Below are 19,936 nucleotides of genomic sequence, written 5' to 3' on the forward strand. Positions count from 1 at the left end.
AGGTTCACTTAACGGTAATTCACTTATACAGCCGGTTGTCCACGAGCCCGTTCACGTAAAACTGCACGCAGGCACGTAGCTCGTCGCCGTATTTCTTCACCAGCGCCGGGTCGGGGTTGGCCACCGGCTTCAAGGGCATTGAATGAGTTTGGTAGGGGTAGAGCCGCACCTGGTTGGTATTCGTGAGCTCCGTCACGAAGTCGGAATGCACGAGGTAGTAGGAGTCGCCGTCGCGGAATAGCGCCCGGCCGGGGCTGGCCGCGTCGAACACCGAGGAGCCAAACGGCAGCAGCGACTTCTGCTCCTGCGGCAGCCCCAGCACGTCGAGCACCGAGGCCGGCACGTCGGCCTGCTGGCTGACGCGGTGGGGGTTGGCGGGGGGCAGGGGCTGGCCGGGGCGCAGCAGTAATAGCGGCGTTTTGTGGTAGCCCAGCGGATTTTGGTAGCTGGGCTGGTCGGTTTGGGAAGTGTGGTCGGCCGTGAGCACAAACAGCGTGTGCGCAAACCACGGCTGCCGCCGGGCCGCCCGGAAGAAGTTGCGCAGCGCTGAGTCGGTATAGCCAACGGTGGGGTGAATGGGCTGCGTCCCCGTTGGAAATTTGCCTTTGTACTTGGCCGGCACCGTGAAGGGGTCGTGGGCGCTGAGGGTGAAGAGCGTGGCAAAAAACGGCTGCTTCGTGGCCGACAGCTGCCGGTTGAAGTACTGCAGGTAAGGCTCGTCGAAAATGCCCCAGTGCCCGTCATAATCGGGGCTTTTGTCGCCGCCGGGGTATTCATTCAGGCCGTAGTAATGCTGCATGCCGGCAATGCCGGCAAACATATCAAAACCCATGGTGCCGTTGGTGCCGGCGTGGTACATGGCCGTGGTGTAGCCGTGCCGGCCCAGGATTTCGCCCAGCCCGTGCATCTCCGCCGTCTGAAAGCTGGACGTGATGAAGGGCTCGTCCATGAGCGAGGGCAGGCCCGAGAGCACCGCCGGCAAGGCCTCGATGGACCGGCGGCCGTTGGCGTAATTATCCCGCATCAGCAGCGAGCCGGGCGCCGTGGCCAGCGAATCAAAGAAAGGCGTGTAGCCGCCGCGGCCCCCGTTTTCAACGCCGGTGTATTCCGAGCCGAAGCTTTCCACTAGCAAAATCACCACGTTGTCGGGCGTGGTAGGGGTCGGGCGCACGGGCAGAGTGGCGGCGCCCAGCGCCGGCCGCAACGCTTCCGCCGAAGCAAAATAATTGACCCGCTCCACCGGCGCCACGTCCAGGGTTTTCAGCACCGTAAACGTGCTGTTGAGGGCCAGGTGGCCCAGCACGGCCGGTTGCAGCTCGAAGGCGGTGCCGGTGCGCAGCGGCTTCAACTGCCAGCCCCCGCGCAGGCCCAGCACCACCAGCCCAATCACCACCACGGCTTCCAGCACGCGCGGCAGCCAGGCCCGGCGGCCCGGCCGAAACGCCAGCTCGGCGGCCGTGGGCATGGGGCACAGCCACCACAGCAGCCACACCATCCCGGCCAGCGGAAGGGCCAGGTACCAGTAATGCAGCCCGATTTGCCCGGCCTGCTGCGCAATGTCGTCGCCGATGGTGCTCCACTCGTTGCTCAGCCGCCGACCAATGAATTTAAAGTACTGCCAATCAATAATGTTCAGCAGAAAGCCCGGGAAGTTCAGCAGCACAAACAGCACCCGTAGCCACTGCTGCCCGCGGCGCGAGCCCACCGGCACCAGCAGCGACGGCAGCACCAGCAGCAGGTTCAGCCACAGCAGCGCCGAAGCATCGAACCGCAGTCCGTGCACGTAGGCGCGCGCCACGTCGGCGCCGTTGATGCGCTGAAACGTGCTGTGGTTCAGTACATAAAAGCCCAGCCGCAGCAGCGTGTACACGCCCATGAGCAGGGCAAAGCGGCGCAGCAGCAGGCGGATGGCAGGAGAGGGAAACAACGTATAACGACCGTTCAGAGTGAAAGACCCGGCGAAGCAAGGCCGCCGTGCCGGCGCCCGCGCAAAGGCAACAAAAAGCCTCCCGCGGCTGCGGGAGGCTTCGGTATGCATGTGCCAGACGAGCCAGCACCCCACATATTTTACACCGCGGCGGCTTCCAGTACGGATTCCACGCTCGCCAGGGGCAGGCCCCAGGCGTCGGCCACGCCTTTGTACACCACTTCGCCGTGCACCACGTTCAGGCCGAGGCGCAGGGCCTCGTCGCGGCGGCAGGCTTCCTGCCAGCCCAGGTTGGCCAGCTTCACGGCGTAGGGCAGGGTGGCGTTGGTCAGGGCCAGGGTGCTGGTGTAGGGCACCGCGCCGGGCATGTTGGCCACGCAGTAGTGCACTACGTCGTCGATGATGAAGGTCGGGTTTTCGTGGGTGGTGGGGTGGCAGGTTTCGATGCAGCCGCCCTGGTCCACGGCCACGTCCACCACCACGGTGCCGGGGCGCATGCTCTTCAGCATGTCGCGGGTGATGAGGTGCGGCGCCTTGGCGCCGGGAATGAGCACGGCGCCCACAATCAGGTCCGACGTCTTGATGGCTTCGCGGATGTTGTACTCGTTCGAGTACTGCGTCACCACGTTTTTGGGCATGAAGTCGTCGAGCTCGCGCAAGCGGTTCAGGCTGATGTCCATGATGGTGACTTGGGCGCCCAGGCCGGCGGCTACTTTTGCCGCCTGCGTGCCCACCACGCCGCCGCCCAGCACCAGCACGTTGGCGGGCTTCACGCCGGGCACGCCGCCCAGCAAGATGCCGCGGCCTTTGAGGGGCTTCTCGAGGTACTTGGCGCCTTCCTGCGGGGCCATGCGGCCGGCCACTTCGCTCATCGGAATGAGCAGGGGCAGGGCGCGGTTGCTGAGCTCCACGGTTTCATAGGCCAGGCACACGGCCTTGCGCTCAATCATGGCGTGGGTCAGCTCCTCGCCGCTGGCAAAGTGGAAGTAGGTGAAGAGCAGCTGGTTCTCCTTGATGAGGGGATATTCCTCCGCAATGGGTTCCTTCACTTTGATAATCATCTCGGCCTGCTCGTACACATCGGCGATGGTGGGGAGCAGGGTGGCGCCGGCCGTCTGGTACTCTTCGTCGGTGAAGCCGCTGCCTTCGCCGGCGGTGCTTTGCACCAGCAGGGTGTGGCCGTGCTTGCGCAGCTCAGCCACGCCAGCGGGCGTGAGGCCCACGCGGTTTTCGTTGTTTTTGATTTCCTTGGGAACGCCGATAATCATGTGCGAAGTGGTGGGAGTGGAGGTGAAAGCAGAAGGTTAGTGTTCGAGACGCAAAGATAAGCGGCCCGGTTCCGTTCGGCAGCGCAGAATTCCGGCCCTCCTTCGGCGCTTAAGCAAAGAGCCGCTCCTGGGTGAGGGGCGGCCCTTTGCTTAAGCGCCTGAAGCGTCGCTCGATTCGACCCTTCTTACAGAGCCGGGCTGGCGGTGGCGGGGTGCCACCCGCCAACGGCTTCCCGCACGGCCGTAAGCACGGGTTTGTCGAGGGTAATGGACCAGTCCAGGGCTTTGTAGGTGGTCGAGACGTCGTTGGAGTTGTTGAACAGCACCACCGCCTTCACCGCCGGGTATTTGAAGGGCATGCTGGCCAGGGCATCTTTAAACCACTGGGCCTTGTTGCCGCCCACGCCCAACGACCCGATTTCGCTAATCATCAATGGCTTGCCGTAATGCGAAAACTCGTCGTAGGCTTTGCCAAAAATCTCGTCGAACGTGTACCACTTGCTCCAAGGGGCCACCGTGCCGTAGTTGAGCGTGGTGATGCCCACCCAGTTCACGTAGGCGGCGCCGGGGTAAAACTCCCGGTAGGTGGTGTAGGCCGGGTGGGGCGACCACACCCAGGAGGCGTTGGTGGCGCCCTGCAGCCGGAAGCGCGTCACCACGTGCCGCCAGGCCGCGATGAAATCGGCGGGCTTGTTGTTTTGGGGGCCCCAGGGGTAGCGGTAGGGGTCGTTCATCTCGTGCCCGAAGCGCAGGAAGAAGGGCTTGCCAAACGCCTTCGCGTCGCGGGCCCATTTGTCGATGTAGGCGTCGTATTTGCCAGCGGCAATGGCTGTGAGGCCGTTGGCATTCACCTGCGAGGGCTTGCCGGGCACGGGATACACCGCGGGGTCGAAGTCGTTCAGCCAGGGCTCCCAGGTTATCATCGGCACCGAGCCCAGGTCCGAAATGGTTTGGGCGCGCAGCTGCGGGAAGCCCTGGTCTTTGCGGCTACCCCAGGCCGTGTAGAAGTGAATGATGGGCAGCTTGAAGCCCAGCGAATCTTCCAGCGTGGTCACGCTTTCGTACGATTCTTCGGTGTTGTTGTCGTACACGCCGGTCAGCAGGGTGTCGGGCGCGTTCAGCAGCCCGGTCTGGGTGCGGTAGCGGTCGAACCGTTGCAGGGCGGCGGCGCGGCCGGTGCGCGAGTAGCCGCCGGCCATGCTTTTTTCCAGATACGCTACTTTGGACGTGACGCCCGCGGCCAGGTCTTCGAGCGGGCCGCGGCTTTTGCTGCCCGCAAAAACCAGCAGGCTGAACACGCACAGGCCCAGAAAAATGACCAGCAAGGTGGCCGAGGCGCGATAGGCTATGGTTTTCATTGAGTATGGAGGACTGAACAATCAGAGTAATGCGGGGTCAGGCCGCCGATTTGTGCTTGCGGGCGGGCTGCAGCCGGTCCGTGATGCGGGTGAGGTCGACGGAAGCCCAGGGGTCTTCGGCTTTGGTTTTGAGCGACTGGTACGCCGCGTAAAGGCCGCCCAGCGTCATGAAAAAAGCCAGGGCCGCAAAGAGCACCATGCCCCAGGTGTTGGCGCTGGTGAGCTCAAGGCGGGCTTCGGGCGTGTAGTAGAAGCGGCGCACCACCACGTAGGCCAGCGTGGCCACAAACAGCACCTGGTGCACCAGCAGCGGCCGCACGAAGGGCGTGAACTGTTTCACGGCCCGTTTAGCGGTGGGGATGTAGGGAATTTCGCCGTCCCAGATGGACAGCACAAAACCCATGAAAAACACCGGCCAGCAGGCAAACTTCAGAAAGGTGCCCCGCCAGTGCAGGCCGCGCTCGGCTTCGGGGTGGCACAGCCAGCGCTGCACAAACACGTAAATGCTCAGGCTGACGAGCCCCACGGGCAGCCAGTGGTCCAGAAACCCGAAGAAGTCCATGTTGGCCGGCAGCCAGCCGAACCAGAAGTAGAGGTAGGGAATGAGCAGAAACAAGGCCGTGGTGAGGCCCGAGAGGTAGTAAGTGCCCACCGTGAGGTAGGACACGCGCTGCCAAAACGAGAGCTTGGGCCAGAGGCGCGGCACCTCGGCAAACAGCACTTCCTGCACTCCGCGGGCCCATTTCAGCTGCTGTTTGCAAAACGAGCCCAGGTCCTCGGGCACCAGGCCGCGGCTCACCACGATGGGCGAGTAAATGGATTTCCACTGCGCCGCGTGAATGCGAATGGCCGTGATGAGGTCCTCGGCCAGCCCGATGCCGTGCCCGCCAATGCTGTCGAGCGCCGCGCGCCGGAAAGTGCAGTTGGCCCCGATGGCCACGGCGCAGTTGAGGCCGTGCATGCCCATCTGGGTGGGGCCGTAGAAGCCGTAGGTCTGCTCGGCCGCGGCCCGGGCCGTGAAGGAGCGGTACTGGTTGTAGTAGGCCTGCGCCACCTGCACGTAGCCTACTTGCGGGTCGCGGAAGTAGCCCAGTACCTCGTCCAGAAAGTTGGGAAACGGAATGTGGTCGGGGTCGAGCACCAGAACGAAATCCTCGGTGGTGCGCTGCAGGGCCGCGTTTATTTTGCCGGCTTTGGCCCCGGGCAGGCCCACCAGCTCGAGCCACACGGCGCCGTGCCGCTCGGCCGCTTCGCGGAAGCGCGGGTCCTGGGTGTCGTCGAGCAGGTAGGTGGTGTGCGGGTAGCTGATGCGGGCGCAGGCTTCCAGCGTTTTCTCAAACATGCTGAGCGGCTCGCCCGGCGAGCTGGTGGTAAAAATGGCCACCCGCAGCCCATCTTGCGGCGCTTGCCAGCGCGGCTTGCTGATGCGCAGGTACGACACCCACACGATGACCATGCGCGCGATGCCCCACCAGAAAATGAAGGTGAGCAGCAGATAGAGCGGCAGCGAGGCCACGTGCTCCTCCCGAAACCACCAGTCGGCCAGCCGGCCGATGCTGAACACGCCCGCCACCATGAGGCTGGCCAGCGTGGCCTTGCGCGCAAACGTGGAGGTGGCTGCCTCCCGGAATTCCCACAGGGCCGCGTTATCGGTTTTTCTCACGGTTCAGATGGTAGCGAAATTGAAGGTCGAAAGCGTGGCGGTTGTAGAAAATCAGGCTCGAATAGCCGTAGGTGGCCGCTACCGTGAGCGAAGGCGACGCTTTCAGGGCCACCTCGCCCTGCACTTCCACGGGGTGGTAGTCCTGGCGGGCAAAGCCGGTGGCGAGGTAGAGCTCGTTGTTCAGCGCCTTGTCGAGGTAGAGGTAGGGCGCGTCGGCCCGCCCCTGCACCCCGTAGCTGCCGCGGGCGGCCACGCTCACCTTTTTCTGCGGCCACAGCTTCAGCGACAGCAGCATGGCATTTACCAATTGGTGCCGGGGAGTGAAGTAAGGCACGTAGGCGCCCGGCACCGGGCCGCCGTTCAGCACCACGTCGCTCAGGCTGCGCGTCGGGGTATAGGTGCTGCGCTCGGCCGAGGCGTAGCTGAACGCATAGCCGGCCTTGAGTACCACGGTGGGGCGGGTAAGCACCGGCGCCAGCAGCCAGGCGTAGGTTGAGTAGGCGGGGTTGTCGTCGCCGTAGCTGCGCTGTTCCACGCCGGCCTTGCCCAGCCACTTATCGCCCTTGGTATAGCGCACGGCCAGCGCCTGGAGGCGCTCCATCACCGGCTGCCGGGCGCTGGCCAGCACGGCCTGGTAGGGCTGCCGGGCGGCCTGCACGTCGAGAGCCAGCGTGCTGCCCAGGGTTTTGGTCAGCAGCAGGTTGCCCGTGGCGAGTGAGCCGCCGCTGTTCTGCGAATACTGAAAGAGCCCGCCCGTTGTGCTCACCGTAAGTCCCAGCGGCAGGAAAGTGAATTTGTTGCCGACCTGCAGCCAGTAGGAAGCAGACCGGTCGTCGGGCAGCGAAAAAGAATTGGCCTGCAGCTGCACGGTGGGCGCCACCAGCCACGAGCGAAACAACGTGGCTTCGGCCTCATACGTGAGGGCCCGCAGGGGCTGGTCGTCGTGGAGGTAGCGGCTGCCCACCCGGAAGTAAGGCAGCGTCGTGTTGCCGATATCCTGCAGCAGGGCGGTAGCCGCCGCATTCCCGGGGTAGCGCCGCAGCACCGCGGCCAGGGACTTGCGAGCCGCGTCCAGGCGCAGCTGCTTGTAGCTGATGAGGGCCAGCAGCAGGCCGGATTCGGCCCGGGCGCTGTCCTGGGTTTCGTACACCGCGAGCTGGTCTTTGGCCCGGTCCAGCTGGTTTTGCTCCACCAATAGGCGGGCATAGTCGAGGCGCAGGGCGGGCACACTGGGGAAAGCGGCCAGGGCCTGCTCGTGCACCGCCGCCGCCCGTTTAAAATCCTGCGCCCAATAGAGCACCTGCGCCTGCAGCCGCAGCCCGTCGAGGCGGGATGTCCGGGCATTATATAAGGTCAGTATCCGGTCGGCCTCGCCAAAATCCTTCCCATACGCCTTGGCGCGGGCGTATTCCAGCGTATCGGGAAGCAGCGCCGTTTGCGCGCGCGCAGTGCCCGCCCCGAGCACCGCCCCCATAGCTGCAAGTAGAATGTTGATTTTCATGAACGGTAACTCTGCTGTAAAACAGTTGCTTATTTAATCGTGTGAGGTCATCGCAGCGCACAACGGCCCCGGCACTGCCGCGCCCATTCACTCCGATAGCCCGTAAAAGCAGCCAATTCACAGCACCTGCATCGCGCAAATGCTTAAAATTAAGTTGATTCTAACCTAGTAAAGTTAGGACTAGTAAATGATGAAATGATGATTTAATCAAAGTTTAGTAATACTGAAAGCGAATAAGTCGAAAATTTTGCTCTCAAACACCGGCAGTGCTAGGTGCCGTACTGAACCGTGCGCCCCATGTAGCGCTGCTGGTCTGATAGATGGCCAACTGCCAATCGGTGGTGATTAGGGAGCCATACAGTTGGAGCTGCGCCAGAGAAATGCATGGGCACTTGTTACCGCTTGCTTCCTGTGCCCAGCGCACATAAAAAAAGGCCCCGCTGAAGTAGCGGGGCCTGCTAGAAAAAGGGCGCGGCGTGGGCCGCTTCGCAGCGGTTATTTAAAGGGAACGGCTGTGCCGCTTTCCTTCACCATGCTGTTGCCGCTGAGGTCGCGCACGATGTTGGCGCGCAACGTGAGTTTGGCGTCGCCGCTCACGTCGTTCGAGGCAATGGTCACCACGTCGCTCACCTGGCCCAACTGGCGCTGGCTGTAGAGCAGCTCCACCACGGCGCTCTGGCCCGGCGCGATGGGCTTGGGCGAGGCCTTGTAGCCCACGCAGTAGCAGCCCGAGGTGAGGGGGCCGAGCACAAGCTCGGTTTTGCCGGTGTTTTTCACCACAATGCGGGCGGTGGGCTGCTGGCCGGCTTCCATCTTGCCAAAGTCGTGGCTGGTTTGGGCCAGCACCAGGTGGGGCGAGGCCGCCAGCTGGGCCGGCGTCAGCATGGGCTTCATCTGGTCTTTGGTGAGCACCGTGCCCTTGATGCTGAGCACCTTGCTGGGCTCGGCAGCGTTGCTAGTCACGGTCACGGTTTTGTTGAACACGCCGGGGCGGCCCGCGCTGCTGTACATGGCCTTGATAATGCCGGTTTTGCCGGGCATCACCGGGGTTTTGGTCCAGTCGGGGGTGGTGCAGCCGCAGCTGGCCTGCACGTTGGCAATCACCACGGGCTGGTTGCCGGTGTTCTTGAACTTGAACTCGTGGGTGGCCATGGTGCCCTCGGGCACGTTGCCGAAGTCGTGGTTGTCGGTTTCGAACTGCATCACGCCCTGGGCGTGGGCGGCGCCGGCCAGGGCCAGCAGGCAAATCGTAAGAAGTCTTTTCATCACGCAACGAGTAGGGGGCGTGCGCCGGCCGCCAACGCGGGGGCCGCCCCGATAAATAAAAGATAACCTCGGCAGGGCGTTTGGGCTTGCTGCTAAAAACAAACCAATGGGCCAGGCCTTTGCAGCCCAAATATACGCCCAAACCCCGCGCACCACCTAGCCGGCCCCAATTCCGTATTTTTGCGGGCCGGCCCCAACCGGCACGTCCTCCTGTCCTAAGAATTCCCACCTCTCCGTTCCCTTTGCTTATGTCCGCCGCCGAAACCGCCCTGCCCGCGCTAGCCACCTCCCTCACCAAGGCTGATTTTCTCACCGATTACCGCCTGGCCTGGGAAAGCCGGCACGCCTCGCTGGCCGGCCGCAAGGAGGTCTTCATGGGCAAGGCCAAGTTTGGCATCTTCGGCGATGGCAAGGAAGTGCCGCAGCTGGCCATGGCCCGCGCCTTCCAAAACGGCGACTTCCGCGCCGGCTACTACCGCGACCAGACCTTTATGGTGGCCATCGGCCAGCTCACCTGGGAGCAGTACTTTGCCCAGCTCTACGCCAACCCCGACGCCGAGGCCGAGCCTGCCACCGCCGGCCGCGCCATGAACGGCCACTTCGCCACCCGCATGCTGGACGAAGACGGCAACCTGCGCGACCTCACCCACACCAAGAATTCCTCGGCCGACATTTCACCCACCGGCGGCCAGATGCCGCGCTTGCTGGGCCTGGCCTACGCCTCCAAGCTGTTCCGCCAAAATCCCGAGCTGCACCGGTTCACGCAGCTGTCGAACCACGGCAACGAGGTGGCCTTCGGCACCATTGGCAACGCTAGCACCTCGGAGGGCATGTTTTTCGAGGCCCTGAACGCTGCCGGCGTGCTGCAGGTGCCCATGCTCATGAGCGTGTGGGACGACCATTACGGCATCTCGGTACCCGCCGAGTACCAGACCACCAAGCAGAGCATTTCGGCCATCATGGCCGGCCTGCAGCGCGACGGCGAAGGGGAGCCCGGCTTCGAGATTTACGTGGTGCGCGGCTGGGACTACGCCAGCCTGGTGGATACCTACCAGCGCGCCGCCGCCGTGTGCCGCGAGCAGCACGTGCCCGTACTGGTGCACGTCACGGAGCTCACCCAGCCGCAGGGCCACAGCACCAGCGGCTCGCACGAGCGCTACAAGAGCAAGGACCGCCTGAGCTGGGAAGAAGCCCACGACTGCTTGCACAAACTACGCGAGTGGCTGCTGGCCGAAGGCCACGCCACCGAGCTGGAGCTGGACGACATCGAAAAGACCGCCGCCGCCACCATCAAAACGGCCCGCACCGCTGCCTGGGCCGCCTTCTTCGACCCCATCAAGGCCGAGCGCGACGAGGCCGTGGCCCTGCTGAACAAGCTGGTGGCCGACCACGGCACCGAAAACAGCATGCACGACTTGGTGGAGCAGCTGAAAACCAACCCCACGCCCATCCGGGCCGACATCGTGCGGACGCTGCGCCGCGCCCTGCGGCAGGTGCGCACCGAGAAGCGCAGCGCCGGCCGCCGCGCCATTCAGCGCCACCTGGAGCAGCTGCTGGCCGAAAACGCCGACCGCTACAACTCCAACCTGTTCAGCCAGAGCGAGCTGGCCGTGGGCAACATCGAAGAAGTGCCCGCCACCTTCGCGCCCGGTGCCCCGCAGGTTGACGGCCGCGAAGTGCTGCAGGCCTGCTTCGACGCCAACTTCCAGCGCGACCCGCTCATTTTCGCCATTGGCGAGGACGTGGGCAAGATTGGCGACGTGAACCAAGCCTTTGCTGGCTTGCAGGAGAAGTTTGGCGAGTTGCGCATCACCGACACCGGCATTCGGGAGTGCACCATCATTGGGCAGGGCATCGGCGCCGCCCTGCGCGGCATGCGCCCCATCACCGAAATTCAGTACCTCGACTACCTGCTCTACGCCATCCAGATTCTGAGCGACGACCTGGCCTGCCTGCAGTACCGCACCAAAGGGGGCCAGAAAGCCCCGCTCATTGTGCGCACCCGCGGGCACCGCTTGGAGGGCATCTGGCACTCGGGCTCGCCCATGCAGATGATTCTGGGCAGCATCCGGGGCATGCACGTTTGCGTGCCGCGCAACATGACGCAGGCCGCCGGCTTCTACAACACCCTGCTGCGCAGCGACGAGCCCGCCCTCGTAATTGAGTGCCTGAACGGCTACCGCCTGAAAGAAACCATTCCGGCCAACGTGGGCGAATTCACCCTGCCGCTGGGCCGCCCCGAAGTGCTGCAAACCGGCACCGACGTGACGGTGGTCACTTATGGCTCGATGTGCCGCATTGTGATGGACGCCGCCAAGCAGCTGGCCGAAGTGGGCATTTCCGTCGAAGTCATCGACGTGCAAACCCTGCTGCCCTTCGACACCGACCACCTCATTGCCGACAGCCTACAGAAAACCAACCGCGTGGTGTTTGCCGACGAGGACGTGCCCGGCGGCGCCACCGCCTTCATGATGCAGCACGTGCTGGACGAGCAGGGCGCCTACCGCTTCCTCGACTCGCAGCCGCGCTGCCTGGCCGCGCAAGCCCACCGCCCGGCCTACAGCTCCGACGGCGATTACTTCAGCAAGCCCAACGTGGAAGACGTGTTCGACACGGTGTACGAGCTGATGAGCGAGGCCGCACCCGAGAAATTCCCGGATATCTATTAAGCAACTGCCCCGGTCCGATAGCGCAGCCATCGGACCGGGGCACAAGCGTAACAAAAGAAAAAAAATGCTGAGCTACCGGCCCAGCGTTATTTCGGAAGTGGTGATGACGTTGCTCTGGTGCAGGGCCCGGTCCATGATGCTGATTTCAAACTTCAGCACGTCGCCAGGAAAAAAAGGTGCGCCGTCGATGTTAATGGGCAGCTTGTAGTTGAGCGTGCCTTTGAGGGGGGCCGGACGTCCGTCGGTGTCGTCAAGGCGCAGGAAACGGCCGTCGTACTCGCCGGCCACCCCGCCCGCGTTGATAAACTTGACAAATATGCCGTTTACCTTTTTGTACGGCTGAATGAAATAATTGTAGCTGTAGCCGCGGTTGTTGGGGCCACCACTCGTGGCGTTCCAGGGCGCTACTTTGATGTCTTCGTCGGAAAGCCCTAGGTCGCCGTCGCCGTCGCGGAAATCGAGCGCAAATTTCAGCGTGTCGATTTCGGTTTGGCCCGCTGGCTTATTGCGCACCATGGTCAGCGAGTTGAAGTCGATGGAAGGCGTCTCTGGGTATTCGGGCGCATTCAAACAGCTGCTGAGGGACAGCCCCACCAGGCAAACAGCGGCAGCGGCAAGGGTACGAAGCGGGTTCATAAAGGCAGGAAATGACTAGACAGCAACACAACGGCGGAATCGTCGCCAAAGTACGTTTTTCCCAACGATTTGCCGGGCTGCTTGGTTCGGTCTGCGTTGCCAACCGCGTTTCCCGCTCATGAGTTTCCGCACTGAATTTTTACAGGCCCTGCCCACGCTCACCGCCGCGTCGTTTGAAGAAGCTGCGCTGGCCCTGTTCCGGCACCAGGCCGTGCACTGCCCGCCTTATGCCGAGTACCTGCAGCAGCTGGGCCGCAACCCTGCTGCGGTAGCTCAATTGGCCGATATTCCCTTTCTGCCCATCGAATTCTTCAAAACCCATGAGGTGCGGACCGAGCCCGTCCAGTGGGAGGCTCAGGAATTGTTTCTGAGCAGCGGCACTACCCTGCAGCAGCGCAGCCGCCACCTCGTGCGCGACCCCGATTTGTATCGCGAAAACGCGGCCCGCATCTTCGAGCAATACTACGGCCCGCTCTCGGGCTGGATTTTCCTGGCCCTGCTGCCGTCGTACTTGGAGCAGGGCAATTCCTCGCTGGTGGCCATGGTCGATTATTTCGCCCGGCAATCGGGCCAAACTCAGCCCACCTTTTTCCTGCACGACCACGCCGCCCTGCGCGCCGCCCTGGCCGAAGCCAAGCAGGTGCCTGGCCGCCGCGTCATGCTCATCGGCGTGAGTTACGCCCTGCTCGATTTTGCCGCCGAGACTGGCCCCGCGCCGGAGCTGCAAGGCCTCACCGTGCTCGAAACCGGCGGCATGAAGGGCCGACGCCGCGAGATGATTCGCGAAGAACTGCACGCCGAATTGCAGCAGGCGTTTGGCCCGGCGGGCATTCATTCCGAATATGGCATGACGGAACTGCTCAGCCAGGCCTACTCGCTGGGCGACGGCCGTTTCCATTGCCCCGCGCCGCTGCGCGTGCTACTGCGCGACCCGTCGGACCCGTTTTCGATTGGGAATAGAAAGGATGGCGCCATCAATGTGATTGACCTAGCCAATATTGATTCCTGCGCTTTTATCGAAACCAAGGATTTGGCGCGGATGCACGAGGACGGCTCATTCGAGGTGCTGGGCCGAATGGATAATTCGGACGTGCGCGGGTGTAATCAGATGGTTTAAATAAGTCAGGTTGCTTTTAACGTAAATTTATTTCGCACAATGTTTGCACGCCTATTGCTTCAAATTATGTGAACTTTGGCACGCTTACTAAAACGAAAGTATTAAGTTGACATTTCCGATGCTTGCAGAAATTAATGGCCAGAATGGCAAATTGATGGTTTTCGAAGACCACATTACCCTGTCTCGAGCAACATTTAATGGGTTTATGAGCCAGGGAGGATTTGTGGGTGAGCGTATTTATTTCTACAAAGACATTGTTACCATTGAATACAAAAAACCTACATTTTTTTCCAATGGGTACTTCAAATTTATAGTTCCTGGCACCGAAGAGAGCGATGCGACCGTAGGCCCGTTCTATTCGTCTCCCCAAAGCATGACGGACCCCAATACCATCGTGCTAAGGGCTTTTTCTTCGAAAGTTGGCGACAAGGCAGAAAAGATACATAAATTGGTTATGGAAAAGTTGTTTGAAGCAAAGCTCAAACAACCAGGTGCTGGAATGACTACATCAAACAAAATGGATGAGTTAAAAAAGCTTGGCGAACTTAAAGCATCGGGCATTTTAACCAATGATGAATTCGAGTCGGAAAAGAATAAGTTATTAAGTAGTTGTTAAACGATACAACGCAAAAAGGGCTCCGGTATCAGGAGCCCTTTTTGCGTTTTTTAAATAAGGGAATATTATTACTTCCCAGCAAACGCCTTCGCGTCATCGGCCGAAATGGTGTCGTCGCTCATGATGACGAGGCGCTCCACCACGTTGCGTAGCTCGCGGATGTTGCCGCGCCAGTCGAGCCCCTGGAGGTACTCTAGCGCGGCGGGGTCGATTTTCTTGGGCTTGTTGCCGTAGTCGGCGGCGATGTCGTTGAGGAATTTTTGGATGAGCTCGGGAATGTCTTCGCGGCGGTCGTTGAGGGCCGGGACCTTGATGACGATGACCGAGAGGCGGTGGTAGAGGTCTTCGCGGAAGTTCTTGTCGGCAATTTCCTGCAGCAGGTCCTTGTTGGTGGCGGCAAGCACGCGCACGTTCACCGAGATTTCCTTTTCGCCGCCCACGCGGGTGATTTTGTTTTCCTGCAAGGCGCGCAACACCTTGGCCTGGGCCGAGAGGCTCATGTCGCCGATTTCGTCGAGGAAGAGCGTGCCGCCGTCGGCCTGCTCGAACTTGCCGATGCGCTGCTTCACGGCCGAGGTGAACGAGCCTTTTTCGTGGCCGAACAGCTCGCTTTCAATCAGCTCCGACGGAATGGCGGCGCAGTTTACTTCCACCATGGGGCCCTGGGCGCGGTTGCTTTGCTCGTGCAGCTGGCGGGCCACCATTTCCTTGCCGGCGCCGTTGGGGCCGGTGATGAGCACGCGGGCATCGGTAGGGGCCACTTTCTCGATGGCTTTGCGCACGGCGCCGAGGGCGGCCGAGGAGCCCACCATTTCGGAGCCTTTCGTGACGGAGAGCTTCTTTTTCAGCGTTTTGGTTTCGCTCACCAGCTTGGTGCGGTCGAGGGCGTTGCGCACCGTCACGAGCAGGCGGTTGAGGTCGGGGGGCTTGGGCAGGAAGTCGTAGGCGCCTTTCTTGGTGGCTTCCACGGCCGTGTCGATGCTGCCGTGGGCCGACACCATGATGAAGGCGGCGTCGGTGCCCATGGCCTGGGCGCGGGTAAGGACTTCGAGGCCGTCCATTTTGGGCATGCGGATGTCGCAGAGCACCACGTCGTACTTCTGCTGAATGAGCATGTCGAGCCCGGCGGGGCCGTCTTCGGCCTGGTCGACCTGGTAGCTTTCAAATTCCAAAATCTCCTTCAGCGTGTTGCGGATGGCTTTTTCGTCGTCGATGATGAGGATGCGGGGCATGCGGGATGGAATACGATGGAATGCAAATGGAGAGGGGCGAAGGTAACGAAAAGCGGCGGTGGGAGTTTAAGGCAGGATATTGAACGAAGTAGAGTCGCAACATTTTGCGTCTCGTCGTTGCTGATGTTGTTTATTTGAACGGCACAGTCTGTGGCTCGTTCAGTGTTACCGTTCAACGACGAGACGCAAGATGTTGCGTCTCTACTTCGCTCTATTCAACCAACATTTCCATCCATGAACAATAACTTCACCCGTCCGCTGCTGCTGGCGGCGGCTCTGGCCAGCAGCTTCGGCCTCTACTCCCTCACCAGCCGACCCACCGTGGCCCCCGACCCCAACAACGCCGGCCTCAAGCTGCCGGCCGGGTTCGGCGCGCTGGTGGTGGCCGAAACCGGCGGCCGGGCCCGGCACATTGCCGTGACGCCCCAGGGCAACATCTACGTGAAGCTGAACCGGCCCAAAGACGGCAAAGGCATCCTTGAATTGAAGCCCGCCGCGACGGGCAAAGCCACGGTGACGGGCGGCTTCGGCGGCTACGGCGGCACCGGCATTGCCGTGAAAGACGGCTACCTCTACGCCTCGTCCGACGAAGACGTGTACCGCTACAAGCTGGACGCGAAAGGGGAGGTGACCAACCCCACGCAGCCCGAAAAAATAGTGAGCGGCCTCATCAATCGTCGCCAGCACGAAAGCAAATCCATTGCCCTCGACAACGCCGGCAACCTTTACGTCAACATCGGCGCCTACTCCAACTCCTGTCAAATCAAAGACCGGCAGAAAGGCTCCCTGGGCCAGCAAAACTGCCCGATTCTGGATTCGGCGGGCGGCATCTGGCAGTTCCGGGCCGACAAGCTGAACCAGGGCTATGGCAGCGGCAGCCGCTACGCCACGGGCCTGCGCAACGTGGTGGGCCTCGACTGGAACGCGCAGGCCAACCAGCTTTTCGTGATGCAGCACGGCCGCGACCAGCTGCACGACATCTTCCCGGAGATGTACGACACGAAACAGTCGGCCGAGTTGCCTGCTGAGTGCCTCTACGCCCTTACCAAAGGCGCCAACGCCGGCTGGCCCTTCCTGTACTACGACCCTATTCAGAAGAAGAAAATGCTGGCCCCCGAGTACGGCGGCGACGGCAAGAAGGAAGCCGACCCCAAGTACCTGGAGCCCGCTGCGGCCTACCCCGCCCACACCGCGCCCAACGCGCTGCTGTTCTACACCGGCACCATGTTTCCGGAAAAGTATCGCAACGGCGCGTTCATCGCCTTCCACGGCTCCTGGAACCGCGCCCCTGAGCCGCAGAAGGGCTACTACGTGGTGTTCCAACCCTTTAAAAACGGTAAGCCGAGCGGTCCGTGGGAAGTGTTTGCCGACAACTTCGCCGGCTCGCCGGAAAAGGTGGCGTCCGGTCGCGCCGACCACAAGCCCTGCGGCCTGGCCCAGGGCCCCGATGGCTCGCTCTACGTGAGCGACGACAAGGCCGGGACCATCTACCGCATCGTGTACAACAAGAAATAAGCCCGCTCGTGAAGAAATTAGTTGTTCTGCTGTCGCTGCTGGCCGTGGCGGCCGGCCCCGCCGCCGCCCAGAAAAAAACGCCCGTGAAAGCCCCCGCCAAAAAAGCCGTGGGCGTGCCCGCCGCCGTGCTGGCCCAGGGCAAGTCGGTGTACGTGCAAAACTGCCTCAGCTGCCACCAGGCCGACGGCCTGGGCGTGGACGGCCTGAACCCGCCGCTGGCCAAAACCGACTACGTGCTGGGCGACAAAACCCGCCTCACCAAAGTGCTGCTCAACGGCCTGCAGGGCGTCGACATCAACGGCGAGCCCTACAACAACGTGATGCCCGCCCAGGAGTCGCTGACCGACGCCCAGATTGCGGCGGTGCTCACCTACGTCCGCAACTCCTTCGGCAACAAAGCCAGCGCCTTGAGCGCGGCCGAGGTGAAGGCTATTCGGGCCGCTAACAAGAAATAAGCGTGAAAAAAGGCCGTCATGTAGCGCGCAGCATGACGGCCAATGAATAAAAAAAGGCTCTTCCCGTGTGGGAAGAGCCTTTTTTTATGTGAGGTGATGAGTCTGTAAGCCGGGTTTTGTCCGCTGCCGAAGCAGCTGCCCCACCATTTATCTAGGCCAGTCCTCGCGGAAAGGCTCCATCAACCTACCCGCTGGCGCCGGACGAGCCGCCCGGTGCCGGTGCCGCCCGAAGGCCGCGCCGGCGTGCCAGCTTATTTGGTCTTTCAACCCCTGAGGTTTACCCAGCCGGGACGGTCACCCGCCCGCTGGTGCGCTCTTACCGCACCTTTTCACCCTTACCGGCCGCCCGAGGGCGACGTAGGCGGTAATTTTCTGTGGCACTCGCTGTCCTGGCTTGCGCCAGTCCTTCCCGTTAGGAAGCAAGGTGCTCTGCGTTGCCCGGACTTTCCTCGTCGCCCGAAAGCGCCGCGGTGGGGCGACCCATCACTGCGGGCAAAGGTACACCCAAACCATCCAGACCTGTAACGCTGAACGAAGTCGAAGCAACTCGACTGCATTGGTATTTAATCATCTTAGTCAGGAGTCGAATCCACAAGCAATTGAATGATTGCCCTCAGCGGATTTGCAATTATACTCGGCATACCAATAGTGGTGGTCTTCAATTTTAAGAAATTGAATGCCGGCTGAAATTGGATATTCCCTACGGAATTTCTTCCTCAAAATGATTAGCATAATGCAGTCAGGCAACCAGGCCGTGTCTTCAACTATTTCGTTTCCATAAGCCAACTCTTCTTGTAGAATCTGGAAAAGCGGTGGTGCTAACTTAATCATCGTGCAGTGCTACTTTCCCTCCCACACATTGTCCTTCGGATAGCTGTCGGGCACCAGCGTGCTGCCCAGCGTCACGCGCGTCACGGGTTGCTTGGTGGCTACGGGCACGGTGACGGACGTGGCGCCCGTTTCCCAGACGCTGATGGTGCGGTGAAGTTTCTGGGTCGTGTTGTCGGCGAAGGTCACGGTGAGGTCGACGGGGACGGGCTTGCTGCCTTTGGCTTGCACCTGGACATCGTAGCCGGCGGCGGTTTTAGTCACGCCGGCGATGGCCAGGTCGGGGTAGCCGGCGTCAAAAAACCAGCGCTGCCAGAACCAGTTCAGGTTGCGGCCCGCGCCGGCGTTCATGCTGTTGAAGAAGTCGTAGGGCATGGGGTGCTTGCCGTTCCACTGGCGGATGTAGGTGTGCAGGGCCTGCGTAAACAGCTCGTCGCCGAGTAGGTCCTTCACATACAAATAGCCCATGCCGGGCTTGGGGTAGGAGTTGAGGAAGAACGGCAGGCCCGTTTGCTGGGTGCTGAGCGTGACCACGGGCAGGTCGTTTTCGGTGGCGGCGCTGCTGGCGTAGCGGGCCACGCCGTAGTCGTCGTCGAGCTTGGGGTCGATGAGGCTCGAAATCAGCCACTCGCCGATGGTGGCCCAGCCCTCGTCCATCCAGCCGTACTTCGTTTCGTTGATGCCCATGTAGAAAGGGAACATCGTGTGGAAGATTTCGTGGTCGGTGAGGGTGATGGCGTCTTCGCGGGTTTCGGTGGGGTTGTCGTTCACCATCATGGGGTACTCCATCTGGTCGAGGCCGTCGAATACCGTTTCGTGGGCGTAGGGGAAAGGCCACTTGGGGAAGGTGTAGCTCATGGCCTCTACCGTTTTGCGACTGAAATCAATTACTTCTGCGTAGTCCTTGTGCGTGGGGTTGTACACGGCGTCGACGCGGGTGCGGCGCTTGGTGGCGGGGTCCACCACGAGGCTGGTCGATTGCCACACGTAATGGTCGGCGGTAGCAAACACGAAGTCCGTCACGTTGCGGGCCTCGAAGCGCCAGGTGTTCTGCGGGTTTTGGGCGGTGATGTCGCGGCGCTGGGCATCTTCGGCCGAGATGACGAAGGCCACGGCGTCTTTCTGTTCCGCATCGCGCAGGCGTTGGGCGTACTTTTTGGCGAGGACCTGGTCGGTGTTTTTCAAATCGCCGGTGGCCCACACCACGAAGTTTTTGGGCACGGTGATGGCGGCTTTGAAGTTGCAGAAGTCGTTGTAGAACTCCTGGTCGCCGGTGTAGGGCACGCGGTTCCAGCCATCGATGTCATCATAGACCGCAATGCGCGGGAAGAAGTACGCCACAAAGTCAGCCCCCGGCTCAATCTCGCCGGTGCGCTGATGCGAGCCTTTGTTGAGAACGTAGGAGTACGTGGCTCTCACCGTGGCCGACTGCCGTGCCCCTATGGCCCGGCGCAGCGGCACGGCCATGTTCGTGGCTTCGATGGCCAGCTTGGCTACGTTGAATACCTCGCCGTTGATGGTGAGGGCGGTGATTTTCATGCCCTCGCCCACGTCGGCCGGCGAGAAAGGGCGGCTGCGGGGCGCCCCTTTCTGGTAGATGTTGGGGTAGAGCTTGAACCACACCTGCCGCAGCGAGTCGGGGCTATTGTTCTGGTACTTGATGCCGACGGTGCCGCTCACGCGCCGCGTGGTGGGGTCGAAGGTGACGGCCAAGTCGTAATCGGCGGTGTTTTGCCAGTAGTTGGGGCCGGGCTGGCCGCTTTCGGTGCGGGTGCCTTTGGCGTAGGTGGCCTGCAGGTTGCGCGGGATGGGCAGGGGCTGCTGGGCCAGCGCGGGCAGGGAGAGGAGCAGCAGGTAAAGAAAACGCATGGGACGCCGTTGATTT

Annotated in this window: 14 protein-coding genes and 1 other RNA gene; 5 read left to right on the forward strand and 10 right to left on the reverse strand. The window is 61.8% G+C overall.

The features are described 5' to 3' along the window. Positions 1-19 precede the first annotated feature (19 nt). From IC234_RS11200 to IC234_RS11225, 6 genes are all read right to left on the reverse strand, one after another. Positions 20-1,927: an LTA synthase family protein gene (locus IC234_RS11200; RefSeq protein WP_190924505.1), complete on the reverse strand. Its 1,908-nt coding sequence runs from the start codon at positions 1,925-1,927 to the stop codon at positions 20-22. Between the two features lie 140 nt (positions 1,928-2,067). Further along, entirely contained in the window at positions 2,068-3,195 is a 1,128-nt protein-coding gene (gene ald / locus IC234_RS11205; RefSeq protein WP_190924507.1) for an alanine dehydrogenase, read from the reverse strand. A gap of 185 nt (positions 3,196-3,380) precedes the next feature. Further along, positions 3,381-4,553: a glycoside hydrolase family 26 protein gene (locus tag IC234_RS11210; protein ID WP_190924509.1), complete on the reverse strand. Its 1,173-nt coding sequence runs from the start codon at positions 4,551-4,553 to the stop codon at positions 3,381-3,383. A 37-nt stretch (positions 4,554-4,590) separates the two neighbouring features. Then, a complete protein-coding gene (locus tag IC234_RS11215; RefSeq protein WP_190924512.1) occupies positions 4,591-6,216 on the reverse strand; it encodes a glycosyltransferase family 2 protein in 1,626 nt (541 codons plus the stop codon). Further along, the gene (locus tag IC234_RS11220) at positions 6,200-7,717 is read right to left on the reverse strand and encodes a tetratricopeptide repeat protein (protein ID WP_190924514.1); all 1,518 of its coding nucleotides are present in this window, start codon (positions 7,715-7,717) and stop codon (positions 6,200-6,202) included. Before IC234_RS11220 ends, IC234_RS11215 begins: the two co-directional genes overlap by 17 nt. Positions 7,718-8,212: 495 nt before the next feature. Continuing rightward, positions 8,213-8,983, reverse strand: a complete 771-nt coding sequence (locus IC234_RS11225; RefSeq protein ID WP_190924516.1) for a DUF1573 domain-containing protein — start codon at positions 8,981-8,983, stop codon at positions 8,213-8,215. Positions 8,984-9,231: 248 nt separating this feature from the next. Here IC234_RS11225 and IC234_RS11230 point away from each other — a divergent pair, with 248 nt between their 5' ends. Further along, complete coding sequence (locus tag IC234_RS11230; protein WP_190924518.1) at positions 9,232-11,652, forward strand: alpha-ketoacid dehydrogenase subunit alpha/beta; 2,421 nt, start codon at positions 9,232-9,234, stop codon at positions 11,650-11,652. Positions 11,653-11,724: 72 nt separating this feature from the next. On the opposite strand, the gene IC234_RS11235 is transcribed toward IC234_RS11230, so the two are convergent. Further along, positions 11,725-12,288 (reverse strand): hypothetical protein, encoded by a 564-nt coding sequence (locus tag IC234_RS11235; protein ID WP_190924520.1) that lies wholly within the window; start codon positions 12,286-12,288, stop codon positions 11,725-11,727. Between the two features lie 118 nt (positions 12,289-12,406). Between IC234_RS11235 and IC234_RS11240 the strand changes: the two genes are divergently transcribed. Beyond that, positions 12,407-13,405, forward strand: coding sequence for an acyl-CoA synthetase family protein (locus IC234_RS11240; protein WP_190924522.1), 999 nt, complete (start codon positions 12,407-12,409; stop codon positions 13,403-13,405). Positions 13,406-13,523: 118 nt separating this feature from the next. Continuing rightward, complete coding sequence (locus IC234_RS11245) at positions 13,524-14,021, forward strand: SHOCT domain-containing protein (RefSeq protein ID WP_190924524.1); 498 nt, start codon at positions 13,524-13,526, stop codon at positions 14,019-14,021. A gap of 68 nt (positions 14,022-14,089) precedes the next feature. Here IC234_RS11245 and IC234_RS11250 read toward each other — a convergent pair whose 3' ends face one another. After that, a complete protein-coding gene (locus IC234_RS11250; RefSeq protein WP_190924526.1) occupies positions 14,090-15,253 on the reverse strand; it encodes a sigma-54-dependent transcriptional regulator in 1,164 nt (387 codons plus the stop codon). 234 nt (positions 15,254-15,487) lie between these two features. Here IC234_RS11250 and IC234_RS11255 point away from each other — a divergent pair, with 234 nt between their 5' ends. Further along, the gene (locus tag IC234_RS11255) at positions 15,488-16,768 is read left to right on the forward strand and encodes a PQQ-dependent sugar dehydrogenase (protein ID WP_190924528.1); all 1,281 of its coding nucleotides are present in this window, start codon (positions 15,488-15,490) and stop codon (positions 16,766-16,768) included. A gap of 8 nt (positions 16,769-16,776) precedes the next feature. After that, positions 16,777-17,223 carry a c-type cytochrome gene (locus tag IC234_RS11260; protein WP_190924530.1) on the forward strand — a complete coding sequence of 149 codons (447 nt, stop codon included), beginning with the start codon at positions 16,777-16,779 and terminating at the stop codon, positions 17,221-17,223. Positions 17,224-17,312: 89 nt separating this feature from the next. On the opposite strand, the gene rnpB is transcribed toward IC234_RS11260, so the two are convergent. Then, positions 17,313-17,710: RNase P RNA component class A (gene rnpB, locus IC234_RS11265), an RNA gene on the reverse strand. Positions 17,711-18,063: 353 nt separating this feature from the next. Next, positions 18,064-19,920 carry a M1 family metallopeptidase gene (locus IC234_RS11270; RefSeq protein ID WP_190924532.1) on the reverse strand — a complete coding sequence of 619 codons (1,857 nt, stop codon included), beginning with the start codon at positions 19,918-19,920 and terminating at the stop codon, positions 18,064-18,066. Positions 19,921-19,936: the final 16 nt, after the last annotated feature.

This window comes from Hymenobacter armeniacus (assembly GCF_014699055.1).
Classification (GTDB): Bacteria; Bacteroidota; Bacteroidia; order Cytophagales; family Hymenobacteraceae; genus Hymenobacter; species Hymenobacter armeniacus.